The sequence below is a fragment of the Shewanella sp. JNE2 genome (assembly GCF_023159115.1).
GTDB classification, from domain to species: domain Bacteria; phylum Pseudomonadota; class Gammaproteobacteria; order Enterobacterales; family Shewanellaceae; genus Shewanella; species Shewanella putrefaciens.
This window is the reverse complement of record NZ_CP096169.1, coordinates 3,653,447-3,669,091: the sequence shown is the minus strand read 5'-3', so window position 1 is coordinate 3,669,091 and position 15,645 is coordinate 3,653,447. Positions and strand designations below refer to the sequence as shown.

11 protein-coding genes are annotated in these 15,645 nt (G+C 45.3%); 5 read left to right on the top strand and 6 right to left on the bottom strand.

The features are described 5' to 3' along the window. The first annotated feature begins 63 nt into the window (after nt 1-63). Nucleotides 64-891 (top strand): M14 family metallocarboxypeptidase, encoded by an 828-nt coding sequence (locus tag MZ182_RS16420; RefSeq protein ID WP_011788247.1) that lies wholly within the window; start codon nt 64-66, stop codon nt 889-891. Between the two features lie 63 nt (nt 892-954). On the opposite strand, the gene MZ182_RS16415 is transcribed toward MZ182_RS16420, so the two are convergent. From MZ182_RS16415 to MZ182_RS16405, 3 genes are all read right to left on the bottom strand, one after another. After that, nucleotides 955-1,869, bottom strand: coding sequence for a L,D-transpeptidase family protein (locus MZ182_RS16415; protein ID WP_011788248.1), 915 nt, complete (start codon nt 1,867-1,869; stop codon nt 955-957). 171 nt (nt 1,870-2,040) lie between these two features. Then, nucleotides 2,041-3,594, bottom strand: a complete 1,554-nt coding sequence (gene norR / locus MZ182_RS16410; protein ID WP_011788249.1) for a nitric oxide reductase transcriptional regulator NorR — start codon at nt 3,592-3,594, stop codon at nt 2,041-2,043. A gap of 226 nt (nt 3,595-3,820) precedes the next feature. Then, nucleotides 3,821-6,106: a nitric-oxide reductase large subunit gene (locus tag MZ182_RS16405; protein WP_248069384.1), complete on the bottom strand. Its 2,286-nt coding sequence runs from the start codon at nt 6,104-6,106 to the stop codon at nt 3,821-3,823. 611 nt (nt 6,107-6,717) lie between these two features. Between MZ182_RS16405 and MZ182_RS16400 the strand changes: the two genes are divergently transcribed. Beyond that, nucleotides 6,718-8,442 carry a potassium/proton antiporter gene (locus MZ182_RS16400; protein WP_011788251.1) on the top strand — a complete coding sequence of 575 codons (1,725 nt, stop codon included), beginning with the start codon at nt 6,718-6,720 and terminating at the stop codon, nt 8,440-8,442. A gap of 66 nt (nt 8,443-8,508) precedes the next feature. On the opposite strand, the gene MZ182_RS16395 is transcribed toward MZ182_RS16400, so the two are convergent. Beyond that, nucleotides 8,509-9,435: an LpxL/LpxP family Kdo(2)-lipid IV(A) lauroyl/palmitoleoyl acyltransferase gene (locus tag MZ182_RS16395; protein ID WP_248069386.1), complete on the bottom strand. Its 927-nt coding sequence runs from the start codon at nt 9,433-9,435 to the stop codon at nt 8,509-8,511. 103 nt (nt 9,436-9,538) lie between these two features. Here MZ182_RS16395 and hldE point away from each other — a divergent pair, with 103 nt between their 5' ends. The 3 genes from hldE to MZ182_RS16380 all read left to right on the top strand — a co-directional run bounded on the left by hldE (nt 9,539) and on the right by MZ182_RS16380 (nt 12,425). Then, a complete protein-coding gene (hldE, locus tag MZ182_RS16390) occupies nt 9,539-10,969 on the top strand; it encodes a bifunctional D-glycero-beta-D-manno-heptose-7-phosphate kinase/D-glycero-beta-D-manno-heptose 1-phosphate adenylyltransferase HldE (protein ID WP_011919901.1) in 1,431 nt (476 codons plus the stop codon). Beyond that, nucleotides 10,966-11,793, top strand: a complete 828-nt coding sequence (locus tag MZ182_RS16385; RefSeq protein WP_248069388.1) for a hypothetical protein — start codon at nt 10,966-10,968, stop codon at nt 11,791-11,793. The genes hldE and MZ182_RS16385 overlap by 4 nt, the downstream gene beginning before the upstream one ends. 152 nt (nt 11,794-11,945) lie before the next feature. Next, entirely contained in the window at nt 11,946-12,425 is a 480-nt protein-coding gene (locus tag MZ182_RS16380; RefSeq protein WP_248069390.1) for a TetR family transcriptional regulator, read from the top strand. Between the two features lie 107 nt (nt 12,426-12,532). On the opposite strand, the gene pntB is transcribed toward MZ182_RS16380, so the two are convergent. Both pntB and MZ182_RS16370 read right to left on the bottom strand, forming a co-directional pair. Then, on the bottom strand, nt 12,533-14,017 hold the full coding sequence (pntB, locus tag MZ182_RS16375) for a Re/Si-specific NAD(P)(+) transhydrogenase subunit beta (protein WP_248069392.1): 1,485 nt from the start codon (nt 14,015-14,017) through the stop codon (nt 12,533-12,535). Between the two features lie 11 nt (nt 14,018-14,028). Next, nucleotides 14,029-15,555 (bottom strand): Re/Si-specific NAD(P)(+) transhydrogenase subunit alpha, encoded by a 1,527-nt coding sequence (locus tag MZ182_RS16370; protein WP_248069394.1) that lies wholly within the window; start codon nt 15,553-15,555, stop codon nt 14,029-14,031. Nucleotides 15,556-15,645 lie beyond the last annotated feature (90 nt).

The window sequence follows — 15,645 nt, the reverse complement described above, 5'->3', positions numbered from 1 at the left end:
CATTCAGTTTTCTAAAAGAACTGCTATGATGGCACAGTTCTTTTTCTGGCATAAGTACAAGATATGGTAAGCAGATCTCCGTTCGAATCCTTTCAGTGGAAAAGCGATATTTTTAACTGTGAAAGCACTGATATTGATAATTTTTATCTACTGCTTGAGCAAGAAATGTCCCGTTTGGGCATGGTTGAGAAGGTATTGGGTGAAGTAGGTAAATATAAGGTTAGCTTGTATCAATCTCCTGCCGCTAAATCGAGCTTACCGTCTTTATTAATCAGTGCTGGTTTTCACGGTGAAGAATCCGCTGGGCCATGGGGGTTATTGCACTTCTTAAGTGAGGCTTCCTCCGAGTTATTTGAGCGCGTTAACCTAAGTTTACTGCCCCTCGTTAATCCAACAGGATTTAATCGCGGCCATAGATTCAACAAATTCGGTGAAAACCCTAACCGTGGATTTGTGTTTGAAAATGGTAAACCAAAGGCGAATGAAACCACATCAATAGAAGGTAAATTATTACTCGAACATGCACAGTTACTGATTGCTGCGAGCCGAGAAGGGATTTTAACTTGCCATGAAGATGTGTTAAGCCATGAAGCCTATGTGTATTCGTTTGAACCAAGCCAAGTACCTGGGCGTTTTAGCCTCGATTTACGCGACACTTTAGGGGGATATTTCCCTATTGCACCCGATGGTGAGATAGACGGTTGTCCTGTAAAGGATGGTTTGATCTTCAACCACTTCGATACTTCATTTGAGGCTTGCTTGGTCCGCAGTGGTGCAAGAGTCGGGGCTTGTACCGAAACCCCTGCACTGCAAAATTTTGATCAACGGATCCTGGCCAATAGTGCGGCGATGACGCACTTTTTAGCACTTTGTGCACCATTATGTGATTGAAAAACCTATTTATAGATAAAAAAATACCCGCGAATAAGCGGGTATTTTTTTAGCTGTGCAGTATTACTGATTGATAACGGTGGGCACGCCAGTACGTTCATCAAGCAGTTTTTTAATCACAGAAGAATCGGTATCCGCCTTCGCGATAAACTTAACGATATCCTTGGGTAAGGAGATAGCAACAGGTTCATTTGATTCAAACTCTGCAATAGTACGCGATAGCGGTTGATGTACCGCTAAATAGCGTTTTCCATCAGGCTCTTCTGTCGCTTTAATCGGTTGATTAACAAATTGTACACGAGTGCCGACAGGCACTGTTTTAAATAAATGCTCGATATCTTCGTGGCGTAAGCGCACGCATCCTTGACTGACGCGTAAACCAATACCAAAGCTGGCGTTAGTACCATGGATAGCATACAAGTTGCCAATATAGAGCGCATATAAGCCCATTGGGTTATCAGGGCCTGCTGGCCATACCGCGGGGAGAATTTCGCCTTTTGCCGCGTATTCTTTGCGGATACGTGGTGTTGGTGTCCACGTAGGATTGGCACGCTTACGTTGAACGCTAGTCACCCAGTTTTCTGGCGTATCTTTGCCAATTTGTCCAATACCAATAGGCAGGACTTCAACGGTCTTTTTGCCCTTCGGGTAGTAGTACAAACGCATTTCCGCAACGTTGATCACAATGCCTTCACGCGGGGCGTTTGGCAGAATTAACTGGTGTGGAATTAATAACTGGCTGCCAGGTTTGGGTAAGAATGGATCGACACCAGGATTGGCTTCCATCAAGTTACTTAGACCCAGCTGGAATTGAGCCGCGATATCTTCTAGGGTGTGTTTACCCTCTGGCACAGTGTAATAATGGTTTTCGCCAACTAACCGACTTGAAGGCGGCGGTAAAGGGTATTCCGTTGCTAAAGCGGAGAGACTTGGGAACGCTAAAGTCAATAATAAAGCTGTGGTGCGAAGCATACTCATAAGCGGATACTACGATTCCTGTTAATAAAAAAGCGTGTTGAACGCTGCTTTCTCTACCTAAAATAGCGCGGCAAATTGACGGGCAACATGCTCTGGCGCGCGAAGCTCGCATCCTTCCTTATTTTGAACATTATTTCAACTGAAATATGATCCGTACAGCGTATTTATCACTTATTTTAACTTTAGACGCTTAGCCAAGCGATGTAGATTGCCAGGATCGACGCCCAATATCCTTGCTGTGGCGGCCCAATTGTTATCTTGCGTAGCAAAGACGCGTTTAATGTAATCGCTCTGAAATGACTCAGTCGCAAGCGTTAAGTTTAAAAATTCCCTCGTTTCTCGTGCGGACACATCGCTAGTCGCTATTGATTGGCTCGTTTCGAGGGGATTGAGTTTCAGTGGTAAGTCAAAATGCTGTGGCTCAATGGTGCAGCAGCCATTTTCGGCTGATACGCGTGCTAGAACCGTTGCCCTATGGATTGCATGTTCTAGCTCTCGTACGTTACCAGGCCAAGTGTATTGGTTGAGTAGTAATAAGCTAGTGGGACTAAAATTGAGTTGTTTTATCCCAAGCTTTTGCTTGTAACGCTCGGCAAAGAAACCACTTAGTAGTGTGATATCTTGTCCACGCTCCCGTAGTGGGGGCACTAATAGGGGAAATACGCTTAATCTATGGTAAAGATCGGCTCTAAAGCGTCCTTCTAGCACTTCAGTTTTAAGCACTTTGTTGGTAGCAGCAATAATCCGCACATCGACTTTTAGGCTGCGATCGTCTCCTACTCTTTGTAGATCACCGTATTGCAGTACCCGCAGTAATTTTGCTTGTAGTGTGAGTGGTAACTCACCTATTTCATCTAAAAATAAAGTGCCTTTATCCGCCATTTCGAATTTGCCACTACGATGGCTTATTGCACCAGTAAAGGCGCCCTTAACATGCCCAAAGAGTTCACTTTCTGCGACCGACTCGGGGAGGGCGGCACAATTTAGGTAGACTAAGGCTTTAGTCGCTCTTGCTGATTTTTGATGTATGGCTTGAGCGACTAATTCTTTTCCTGTACCTGTTTCGCCTAGGATTAATACATTGAGATCACTGTGGGCAACGACTTCGATTTCTCGATTTAGACTTTGTATGATGGGAGAATGACCAATGAGTTCGCCATCCGTATTCAAGTTTGGGGCATTTTCTTCTGTATGGCTGGCGTGGCTATTAAGGGCCAAACGCTCAAGTTTTTCTACCAATAATGCATTGCTTAATGAAGCGGCTGCGATAGCACTTAAACTGCGTAGCTCGGTATTGCTAAATTGATCAAATTGAAGGGGATCAAACGCATCAATAGTGACAGCCCCGATAAGACGTTCATTGGAAAAGAGTGGCAGACCAATGCAGGCGTGTACTTTTAGTTGGTCAGCTTGATTCGGAATTAAACCATCGTAGGGATCGGGCAATTCACTATCAGCGGGAAAACGCACTATATCCCCCGCCCTTGCGATGGCTTCAAGCCTAGGGTGTTCACTGAGGATAAATCGTCTACCAAGCACATCGTCATTTAAGCCATTGATCGCCAGTGGCGTAAAGTATTGTCCATGGAAAGTGAGCAGTGCCGCGGCATTACAGTGGAGATTTTGTCTTACGGTATCTAGTAAACGTGAGAAACGATCCCTATGACCTAAACCTGAAGTGATATCAAGGGCAATACGGGTCAGTTCGGTTTGACTTAATGCCATACAAACTCCAGTGTATTCAGTGGGTATAAATAATTGTGATATTGACACAGGTAGTTTAAACAATGCCAGTCTGCTTTGAACTGGTAAGTTGAGTTATTATGTAACCGACGCAATAAAATCCAGTTTGATGCATGGTGGCTAGACTGACTATGGCTAGACTCACCGCTGTTAAACTATAAGTCCAAGGCATCGTAAATGATGCCTTGGACAAGTTTAAAAGAGGGCGTTAGCGATTGGGTTCGAGTAATTCATGCTGAACTTGCGGTGTTTTATTCAGTGCTTTTTTAATCAGATCGAATAGGAATGCTCCCATCAACAAACCGCCGACACTAAAAATAACGTCCCCAAACATGCGCATCCAGACGAGCCGTTCGACTAATGGGCTGTGGATAACCTCAGGCGAGCGAGCATACCAATATCCATGGTCGATGACGGCAAAGAATTGTGTAATGCCCACAGGTAGCAGTGACATAAAGACCATAGCGGCAAGACCGATATTGAGGCTCCAGAAGGCTCCTTTTAGCATTTTTTCATTCCATTGCATCTTGCCTGTTAATCCGCGTAGACAGAAGAGCATCAAGCCCATGCCTAACATACCGTATACTCCCATAAATGCCGCATGAGCATGGGTTGCCGTTGTGTTTAAGCCTTGTATGTAATAAAGGGCGATAGGTGGGTTGATTAGGAACCCAAGTATGCCTGCCCCAACTAAATTCCAAAACGCAGTAGCGACAAAGAACATAATGGCCCAATGATATCTTTGCATCCAGTGACTGGCTTTGCGTAGGCGATACGTTTCCATCGCTTCAAAACCAATAATGGCTAATGGGACGACTTCTAATGCGGAGAAAATCGCACCCCAAGCAATAACGGATGTGGGTGTTCCGGTAAAATAGAGGTGGTGTAAGGTGCCAATGAGCCCGCCAGTTAAAAAGATCACAGTGGTAAAAAGTACGGCGCTGTTGGCGCTGCGACCACGTATTAAACCAAGACGCACTAACATCAGGGCGATAACGGCGGTGGCGAAGGTCTCAAAGAAGCCTTCAACCCACAAATGCACCACCCACCAACGCCAATATTCGGCAATCGCGAGGTTAGAGTGTTTCCCCATAAAAAGACCTGCGCCATAGAATAATCCAATAGCGACGCAGGAGGCGTAAAGTACCCATATAACGGGTCGCATTTCACTTTGGACTTTGAGCGCAGGTTTCATTGCCGCAGTGACTAGGGCTAACCAAATTAATAGTCCAATTAACAACAGTATTTGCCATACGCGGCCTAAATCTATGTATTCATAACCTTGATGGCCGAAAAGGAAATTCATATCAAGATCAAAGTACTGCTGTACTCCCATCCACTCACCAGCCATTGAACCAACTACAATTATGACTAAGGCGACCCATAGCACGTTAACACCAAGGCGTTGAAATTTTGGCTCATGACCTGATAATGCTGGGGCAATATATAATCCTGTGCCTAGCCAAGCAGTGGCAATCCAGAATACTGCTAATTGAGTATGCCAAGTACGAGTGACTGAATAGGGGAGGATTTCTGCAAGGGGGAAACCGTAGAATTCTTGGCCTTCCACCGCATAGTGGGCGGTAATACCACCGAGTAAAATTTGTAGTAGAAAGAGGCCAATAGCGGTAATAAAGTATTTACCAACCGCTTTTTGTGAGGCGGTTGGTTTAGCCAAGAATAGTGGATCTTGCTCGGCAGGTTTAGGTAGGCTTTCGTGTTTACCACTGGCGTGATGCCAGATTAAGCCACCAATTCCTGCGATTAAAGTGACAATACTGAGGATTGACCAAACAATATTATCCGAGGTTGGGGTATTGCCTAGCTGCGGATCGAAGGGCCAGTTATTTGTATAAGTATATGAAGCATCTGGACGTTCAGTGATTGCGGCCCACGCCCCCCAGAAGAGAAAAGCATTGAGTTGCTCACGGCGGGCAAGATCGGGCACAGTGCCTTCTTTCATTGCATATTGCTCGCGTAAGTTTTTTAGCTCAGGATCGCTACCAAACAATGAGAGGTAGTGCTGGCTGACCTTATTAATGGCTTCAACTCGTGTTGTAGATAATCTGATAATACTCGTGCCATCAGCATGTTGTTCTACAGTATTACGACGCAAATCATCCCTTAGTGCTTGTTCTAAACCAGCCTTTGCAGGATTAGTCAGTTGTTCAAAGGGTTGTTGATATTGTTCCATTGCGCGTATGTTGAGCCAAGCCTCCGCTTCTTTGTGTAACCAGTCGGCAGTCCAATCAGGGGCAACATAAGAACCATGTCCCCAAATGGAACCCAGTTGATGACCTCCCATAGATCGCCATACTAATTGGCCTTGTTCTATATCTTGTCCACTAAACACTGTGTGTCCACTGGCATCGGTAAAGGCTGTTGGTATGGGTGGTTTTTCTCGATAAATTTCACTGCCAATACTAAGCAGTACCGTAAATGAAGCAATTAACACTAATAATAGTGCAATTACTGTGAGTTTTTGTTTGCTCATAAATCCCCTTAATACAACGTCATTTTGATACCTTTGTGTTATCTATAGCTGGAAATGTGCCAATATTTATCCTATTGAAATTAAATGAATATTTATTGAATGAGTGTCTTTTTGATACGTTTTTAAAGTGTCATAATGACAATTATTGTTTTTATGACACTATTTATTGAGTTGTGTCTTTAAAACAATCGTATTTAGGCTTCTTATCCTAGAACTTACTATTTTTATTGGTATTTTTATTGTTTGTGCTAATTTTCATAGTATATCGGGGTTTCTATTGCGTTATTGCTTGGTTTTAACGTCAATTAGGTAGGTTTTAATTGAATGGTTATTTTCTTAATGTATTGATATTTAGCTATTTTAATTGCAATTTATTGGGTTGTTGGTGTTATCGTGAAATTAGAATTTTTTACTGGTTTTTACATCAAAGCTAATACAAAGTTACTGTTGAAGCTATTTGTCTGTAGATGATTGAAATTTAATATTTAACGCTCCAATAATTCGCTATTTTTGTGCTAATATAAAATCATAAAAATCGTAAGTTGAGTCATTTTTAACCTCGGTGATTTGTCTATCGTTTAACTAAACAACCTGTATTTAAGGAGGCATGTGTGGATGCAGATTCCATCAATAGTTTTTTTCTGATCGGTGCCTTGCTTGCAGCAGTGAGTGTTTTGCTTAGTCCAATGTCTTCCCGTTTAGGCATTCCAATTTTATTGATTTTCCTTGCTGTAGGTATTTTGGCTGGTGAAGATGGTCTTGGTGGTATCCAATTTGATGATTACTCCACAGCTTATTTAGTCAGTAACTTAGCCTTAGCGATTATTTTGCTCGACGGCGGTATGCGCACGCGCGTAGCCAGTTTTAGGGTGGCGCTATGGCCTGCATTATCCTTGGCGACTTTTGGCGTTGCGATTACCACCAGTATTACTGGCTTGATGGCCGCATGGTTGTTTGATTTGCATTGGCTGCAGGGGTTACTGGTTGGGGCTATTGTGGGCTCGACTGATGCGGCTGCGGTATTTTCCTTACTTAAAGGACGAAGTCTTAATGAGCGGGTTGGGGCAACCTTGGAAATTGAGTCCGGTAGTAACGATCCTATGGCGGTATTTTTAACCGTCACATTAATTGCTATTTTGGCTAATGTTGATACTGAGCTTTCGGTTAGTTTTATGCTGGTAAGCTTTATTAAACAGTTTGGTTTGGGAATTTGTTTAGGTTTAGGCGGTGGTTGGCTGCTATGGAAACTGGTTAATTTAAGTAAGCTTGCAGAGGGGCTTTACTCAATTTTAGTCTTAAGTGGCGGACTGATTATTTATGCTGTATCTAACAAGTTGGGTGGAAGTGGCATTTTATCCATTTACTTAGTCGGATTATTCCTCGGTAATAAACCCACTCGTGGTCGTCATTCTATTTTAAACGTACTCGATGGTATGACTTGGGTCAGCCAAATCGGTATGTTCCTTGTCTTAGGCTTGCTACTTACCCCTTCTGATTTATTTGATATTTTGCTGCCTGGTTTTGCCTTGGCATTTGGGATGATCTTATTCGCCCGTCCTCTGGCTGTGTGGCTGAGCTTATTGCCCTTTAAAAGCTTTAGTAGCCGGGATCGTTGGTTTATTTCTTGGGTGGGGTTACGCGGCGCTGTACCGATCATCTTAGCAGTATTTCCTATGATGGCGGGCCTGCCAGGGGCTCAGTTATATTTCAACTTAGCTTTCTTCGTCGTGCTAGTCTCGCTGCTGATCCAAGGAGCTTCGTTAACTACGGCAGCGCGCTTGGCAAAGGTGGAACTGCCCCCAAAGCCGCTCCCCATTTCACGCTCGGGTGTTGAAATTTATCCGAGTAGTGAATGGGAGGTCTTTGTTTACTGTTTGAGCGAAAATAAATGGTGTGTTGGTGAGCCCTTAAAACGGTTATCGATGCCTGATGGTACGCGTATTGCGGCTGTTTTTAGGGGAGACAAACTATTGCATCCCTCTGGTAGTACTTGCTTAGAGGCGGGAGATATACTCTGTGTTCTCGGTCAGGAGCGAAGTTTAGATGCATTAAGTCATCTTTTTAGCCAAGCACCTGAAACTAAGGAAGTTCCACGTTTCTTCGGTGATTTCTTTATTGAGACTGATGTCAAGTTAGCTGATCTGGCCCCTATCTATGGTTTGGACTTAGATGAGGAGGCGAGTGAGATGACAGTGGCTGATCTTGTGGCATCTGAGCTTGGTGCACATCCGGTTATAGGGGATCATTTCCAATGGCAATCTTTACACTGGGTTGTTGCAGGATTGCATGAAGGCAAAGTGACGAATATTGGGATTCGCTTACCGCCAGAAACCTAGCATTCTAGGGCCTATAAAAAATGCCAGCTTAATTGCTGGCATTTTTGTGTTAAAAAGTGTGTTAGGTTACTGATATACAGATTTATCAGTGGGATCAGGACGAGTCTTAAAGCGGCGATGCAACCACATATATTGGGCGCGGTTTTTATCTATGATGGACTCGATAATCTTGTTACCGCGAATGGCATCGGCTAATTCATCTTCGCCGGGGAAATTATCCAGCGGTGGCATGATTTCAATTCGATAACCTTCATCACCTTCAGTACGCTCTACAAAAAAGGGTAGCACTTTAGCTTTACCGAGTTTGGCTAAGGTCGTCGCGCCCGTAATCGTTGCCGTATCAGGCATGGCATAAAAGGGAATAAATACGGCACTTGAACGGCCAAAGTCCTGATCGGCAGTGTACCAAATTACATCGGGATTACGTAGGCAGCGCACCATTTGGCGTAAATCCCGTTTAGAGACCAAACCTTTGTTGGAACGTAAACGCCCCTCGACCTGCAGATATTCCATGACTGGGTTATTGTGTGGGCGATAAACGCCAACACCGGGTTGAAATTGGCCGAAGATACGTGCCCCCATTTCTAGCGGTAAACAATGCACGGCAAAAAGGATGACTCCGTGGCCAGCATCGAGTGTGTCTTGTACATATTCTTTGCCTTTAATACTCATGTGTTGTTGCACTTTTTCATCGGACCACCACCACGCATTAATCGTATCAAAAATGGCTTTACCCGTTTCTTCAAAGTTACGTTTGAGCAGATTTTCCCTTTCAGTTTCAGACATATCTGGGAAGCAAAGGGTTAAATTGCGGCGTGCGGTATGGGTGCGGCCAGCGGCAAATTTCATCACTAAGCGACCTAACCCCTTACCCAGTTTCATCTGCCAAGACAGTGGTAGAAACTGAGTTAAACGCATCAAAAATACGCCAAACCACATGGGCCAATGCTTGGGATGATATAAAGAAGATGAAAATTCGGCTTTCTCGACCACAAAAATACTCACTCGTTTTGAAAATTACTGCTTATTCTAACTCAATTTTTACTGAAAATTAGGTACAATCACGGTTAAATTTCTGCATGAAGATAAGAGCGCTATGAAGGTTTCTCTGCCAGCATTTGAAAAAGCCAGAGTGTTAGTCGTCGGCGATGTGATGTTAGACCGTTATTGGGTTGGCCCTACGGGACGTATCTCCCCTGAGGCTCCCGTACCTGTAGTGAAGATTAATCAGGTTGAAGACAGACCGGGTGGCGCGGCTAACGTGGCCCTCAATATCGCAACCTTAGGTGGCCAAGTCCAGCTTGCAGGGCTCGTTGGCCAAGATGATACCGCCGTAGCCTTAACACTCGGTGTGCAAACCTTAGGGGTTGAACCCCAATGGTTAAGTATTGCGGATAAACCAACTATCACTAAGTTGCGGGTATTATCACGTAATCAGCAGCTTATTCGCCTCGATTTCGAAGAAGCCTTCGACAAGGCTGACAGCGTGCGTTTACTTAAGCAATCCGAAGCCTTACTCGACTCTGTCGATGTGGTGGTGTTGTCCGACTATGCCAAGGGCGCTATCGATCAGCCGCGAGATTTTATTGCCTTAGCGCGTTCTAAAGGTGTGATGGTATTAGTCGATCCTAAGGGCAGTGACTTTGGTCGTTATCATGGCGCGTCACTAATTACCCCAAATATGAGCGAGTTTGAAGCTGTTGTGGGTACGGTGACCTCTGAAGCCGATCTACTAGAAAAAGCCCGTGGTTTACTCAAAGAACATCATTTCGATGCCATTTTAGTGACCCGCTCTGAAAAGGGCATGACCTTAGTGACTGCTAATGCGCCTGAATTACACATCCCAACCGTTGCCCGCGAAGTCTATGATGTGACGGGGGCTGGCGACACTGTGATTTCGGCCTTAGCAACCTCATTAGCCGCAGGGGCCGATTTACCCCAAGCTTGTGCTATTGCAAATACGGCTGCGGGTGTGGTGGTCGGAAAACTTGGCACTTCAACCGTGAGTCGTATCGAGCTTATCGAAGCCTTAGCTTTGCACCATGGAGAATCGGGTTTTGGTGTGGTGAGTGAAGATCAGCTTGCCTACGCCTTAGAGCAAGCCAAACTGCGCGGTGAACGTGTGGTGATGACCAATGGTTGTTTCGATATTTTGCATGCGGGTCACGTGAGCTACTTAAAGCAGGCTAAAGCCTTGGGTGATCGTTTAATTGTCGCAGTAAACGATGATGCCTCGGTTAAACGCCTCAAGGGTGAAGGCCGTCCAGTTAATCAGGTTGATCGTCGTATGGCAGTGCTCGCAGGCTTAGCTTCTGTCGATTGGGTGGTGCCTTTTAGTGAAGATACGCCGCAGCGGATCATCGCCAGATTGCTGCCGGATCTCTTGGTCAAAGGTGGCGATTATAAAATTGAAGATATTGCGGGTGGCGCTGAAGTGATTGCCGCTGGTGGTCAAGTACAAGTACTTGGGTTTGAAGATGGTATTTCAACAACGGCCATTATCCAAAATATTATGGCTAATCAGTGAGTTTAATTGTTCTGACATTGGTTTCAAGCCTGTCTTGGGTGCCTATCGCGGATAAGCAGGCTTTAATTTGTCCTTTGTCGGTGTTAAACAAATGTCTCGATACACTTCCCGCATCTGTGCGAACACAGTTACCCGATACGCTTGAGCAATTCAAGCGTGATATCGGTTTTAGAAGTGCTATGGTGATACCTGTTGATGATAGTCATTTCTCTGGATTAATCCTCGTAAACAAGCAAGAAACACCCCAAATAGAAGTGGTCAATATTGACGGTGTGACCTACCAGTTAGATCTGAGAGAACAGTCGCTGCTAACGCTATGGCACGAGTTAGGGCACCTTGAGAACATTGCTCTGCAAGGAAGCATATTACCAGATGATTTAAGTACTTATCAGCATGAATCCTTAGCTGATATTTATTTAATTTGGCGCATAGCGAGGGAAAATAATAACTTTGCCCTTGCATGGCAGCAATACCATAGGCGTAATCTTGCTGCATTAACAAATGCGCATAATATGTCCCATTGGAGTGCGCCAATGATGATACAAGTGTTAAATAAATACAGCCCGGCACAGGTTGGACAATATGCTCGTTATCGAGATTTTTTGGCAGACTTTTATCCTAAAATTGACCAATTAGAATCTCGAACGTTGAATGAGTTTTCGAGTTTAATCCAACGAACATTTGGGGGAAGCGTTCTGCAATCCCTTCCTGAATACCTGTTTTGGCGTAAATCCGAACTTGGCCTTTACTTAAAACCTACCTTCATTTTGCTTATGGGAGAAGAAAAAGCCCATGACTGGTTGGTACAAAATTCAATGTTGTGAATATGTAAATAAAACAGGCCAAACCCCCTGTTTAAAACTGAACCCTAGCTGAACAAAAGTGAAATACACTCGTTTTAGCCCTTTAGATAGCAGTAATCCCTGAGATGCTTTGGTAAGCTCTGCGCCCAGAAAAAGAAGAAGGGGACTTTACTATGGCTAAACGCTCGCGGGTACAAACTGAGCAAACCATTAATCAAATTATGGATGAAGCGTTAAAGCAGATTTTGACTATTGGCTTTGAGACAATGTCTTATACTACGTTATCTGAAGCTACGGGTATTAGCCGTACAGGCATTAGTCATCATTTTCCGCGCAAAAGCGATTTTCTGGTTCGTTTAGATAGTCGTATTGGCAATCTATTTGTTGCGGCTCTGGATTTTTCTAGCCAAGAGGCATTGGAAACATCATGGATGCAGGCAATGCAGGAAGAACATTATCGTGCGGTATTGAGACTGTTTTTTAGTCTTTGTAGTGGTGCAAATAATGAAATTACCCTCTTTAGAGCGGTGAGTTCAGCTCGTCAGCAAGCGATTTCAGAGCTAGGCTTAGCGGGCGATCGTACAATCAATCATTTATTGGGCCGTACTGCTATGATGTTGTTATCAAACTTTGATATCGCTAAAGCGGCATAAATCATCTGATTGGTGTAAAACAGGGGCCGAATGGCTCCTTTTTTACGCTTGAGATTAAAAAATAAGGGGAGCGATATAGCTCCCCTTACTGGATTGAAAAACACTTGTTAAAGGGCTTTTAGAATCGCCTCAACACTGGCTTTAGCATCTCCAAATAGCATTTGGGTATTTTCTTTGAAGAACAGTGGGTTTTGCACGCCGGCATAACCTGTGTTCATCGAACGCTTAAAGCCAATCACATTTTGCGCTTTCCACACTTCGAGTACTGGCATACCTGCGATGGGACTACCAGGATCTTCCATCGCTGCGGGGTTAACCGTATCGTTTGCGCCGATAACGAGCACGACATCTGTGTCTTTAAAGTCTTCGTTGATTTCGTCCATTTCGAGCACGATATCGTAGGGGACTTTCGCTTCCGCGAGCAGTACGTTCATATGACCGGGTAAACGGCCAGCCACAGGATGGATACCAAAACGCACTTTCACGCCGCGATCACGTAGTTTTTGAGTGATTTCCGCAACAGGATATTGTGCCTGTGCCACTGCCATTCCGTAACCTGGAGTGATGATGACCGAGGTTGCATTTTTCAGCATTTCCGCCACATCTTCGGCGTTGGTTTCGCGGTATTCGCCCATTTCTTCATCACCAGATGAGGCTACACCATCAGTGCCAAAGCCGCCCGCGATAACAGAAATGAACGAGCGATTCATCGCCTTACACATAATGTAAGACAGAATAGCACCCGATGAACCCACTAAGGCGCCGACTACGATTAAGAGGTCGTTCGATAGCATAAAGCCCGCCGCTGCCGCTGCCCAACCAGAGTAGGAGTTCAGCATAGACACAACCACTGGCATATCCGCGCCGCCAATCGATGCCACTAAATGCCAGCCAAAGGCGAAGGCAATTAGACTCATCAGTAGCAGTGCAGGCATAGTGCCGCCTGTCTGAACGAAGTACACCATGAGTGCGAAAGACACTAGCACGGCGACTAAGTTGAGTTTGTGGCGATGTGGCAGCATTAACGGTTTAGAAGAAATCAGTCCGCGCAACTTACAAAAGGCCACGATAGAACCTGTAAAGGTGACCGCACCGATAAAGATCCCGAGGAAGACTTCGACCAAGTGAATATTAAGCATAGCGCCTGTGAGATGCGCTTTGCTGGCGGTGTCGGCTGCTTTAGTAAGGGCATCCTGCACTGCCGCTAGCGTGGTATTAATATCACCACCTACGGCAACCACGACCTGTGAAACGTCCTGTGGATGTAAGTCGATAAAACTATTAAAACCCACTAATACCGCGGCCATGCCCACAAAACTGTGAAGTACGGCCACCAACTCTGGCATTTCAGTCATTTCAACTTTTAATGCTAGACGGATACCAATGGCACCGCCGATTACCATGGCAGTTAAGATCCATGCGATACCATTAGTATCAGGATTGAAAATGGTCGCCAATAGGGCGATTGCCATACCTAATATACCGAATAAGTTGCCATTTTTTGCCGTTTCTTGCTTCGACAGTCCTGCGAGACTGAAGATGAAGAGAATGGCGGCAACGATATAAGCTGCTGTTACCAGTCCTTGAGACACGTTATACCCCCTTAACCCTTACGGAACATCTTCAGCATACGCTGAGTGACAGTAAAGCCACCGAAGATGTTAATACTGGCGATCAGCACGGCGATAAATGCCAGTACAGTGACCAAAGTTGAACCCTGACCGATTTGCAGTAGGGCGCCGACCACGATAATGCCTGAAATCGCATTAGTCACTGACATTAAAGGCGTATGCAGAGAGTGGGATACGTTCCACACTACGTAATAGCCAACCACGCAGGACAACACAAAAACGGTGAAGTGAGAGAGGAACTCTGGCGGTGCAACCGATGCCACAGCGGCGAATCCTAGCGCACCTAAGGCGGCGAGCACATATTTCAGTTTTGAGGGAGCTTTTGGCGTTGTGCTCTTAGGTTCGATTTTTGCGACAGGTTTAGCTGGCGCTGCAGAGACTGAAATCGGCGGTGGTGGGAAGGTCACTTCACCTTCTTTTATCACCGTCATATTGCGCATGACTACATCATCGAAGTTGATGCTGGCTGTGCCATCCTTTTCTTTGCACATTAACTTCATCAAGTTGACTAGGTTAGTGCCGTAAAGTTGTGATGATTGCGCTGGTAGACGACCGGGAAGGTCAGTATAACCAATGACTTTTACACCGTTAGCGGTAATAAATAGCTCGCCAGATTGGGTGTATTCACAGTTACCGCCCGTCGCCGCGGCTAAATCGACGATCACAGAGCCGCTCTTCATGCTATCGACCATGGCTTTAGTGATGAGCTTAGGTGCAGGACGGCCAGGGATCAGCGCAGTAGTGATGATGATATCGACTTCTTTGGCTTGCTCGGCAAACAGTGCCATTTCTGCGGCGATAAATTCGTCCGACATGGTTTTAGCGTAACCGTCCGATGAGCTACCATCTTCGTTAGTGAAGTCGAGTTTAAGGAACTGGCCGCCCATAGATTCGATTTGCTCGGCCACTTCTAAGCGGGTATCGAAGGCGCGCACTATAGCCCCCAGTGAGCCCGCTGTACCAATGGCGGCAAGGCCAGCTACACCAGCACCAATCACTAATACTTTGGCGGGAGGCACTTTACCAGCAGCAGTAATTTGACCAGTAAAGAAACGGCCAAATTGATGCGCGGCCTCAACAACGGCGCGATAGCCACCGATATTTGCCATCGAGGAGAGGGCATCCAGTGACTGGGCGCGGGAAATCCTTGGCACCATGTCCATTGCCATGACATTGATGTTACGTTTAGATAGCTTCTCAACCAACTCAGGATTTTGAGCGGGCCAAATAAAACTGATTAACGTCGCACCATCTTTAATTTGTTCAATTTCAACATCGCTTGGTGCATTGACCTTAAAAATGAGATCCGCTTGCCAGACATCCTTAGTTACACTCGCGCCCGCAGCTTCAAAGGCCGCATCATCGAAGCTTGACAGTTGACCCGCGTTGGCCTCAATAACAACCTCAAAGCCGAGCTTTTTAAGCTGCTCAACGGTGGCAGGGGTCGCGGCGACCCGAGTTTCACCGGCGAGACTCTCTCTCGGTATTCCAATCTGCATGACTACTCCCTGGTGGTTTATATAATCGTTCTGCCTGAGTACTTTCCCCTGCGCTAAACCTAGGTAGGGCTAGGCAGCAACAAGAGTTAA

What these genes read in the sequence shown, in the direction of transcription:
- hldE (WP_011919901.1), top strand. Translation starts at nt 9,539, where the DNA reads ATGAAGGTTTCTCTGCCAGCATTTGAAAAAGCCAGAGTGTTAGTCGTC.
- MZ182_RS16415 (WP_011788248.1), bottom strand. Translation starts at nt 1,869, where the DNA reads ATGAGTATGCTTCGCACCACAGCTTTATTATTGACTTTAGCGTTCCCA.
- norR (WP_011788249.1), bottom strand. Translation starts at nt 3,594, where the DNA reads ATGGCATTAAGTCAAACCGAACTGACCCGTATTGCCCTTGATATCACT.
- MZ182_RS16405 (WP_248069384.1), bottom strand. Translation starts at nt 6,106, where the DNA reads ATGAGCAAACAAAAACTCACAGTAATTGCACTATTATTAGTGTTAATT.
- MZ182_RS16370 (WP_248069394.1), bottom strand. Translation starts at nt 15,555, where the DNA reads ATGCAGATTGGAATACCGAGAGAGAGTCTCGCCGGTGAAACTCGGGTC.
- MZ182_RS16380 (WP_248069390.1), top strand. Translation starts at nt 11,946, where the DNA reads ATGGCTAAACGCTCGCGGGTACAAACTGAGCAAACCATTAATCAAATT.
- MZ182_RS16420 (WP_011788247.1), top strand. Translation starts at nt 64, where the DNA reads ATGGTAAGCAGATCTCCGTTCGAATCCTTTCAGTGGAAAAGCGATATT.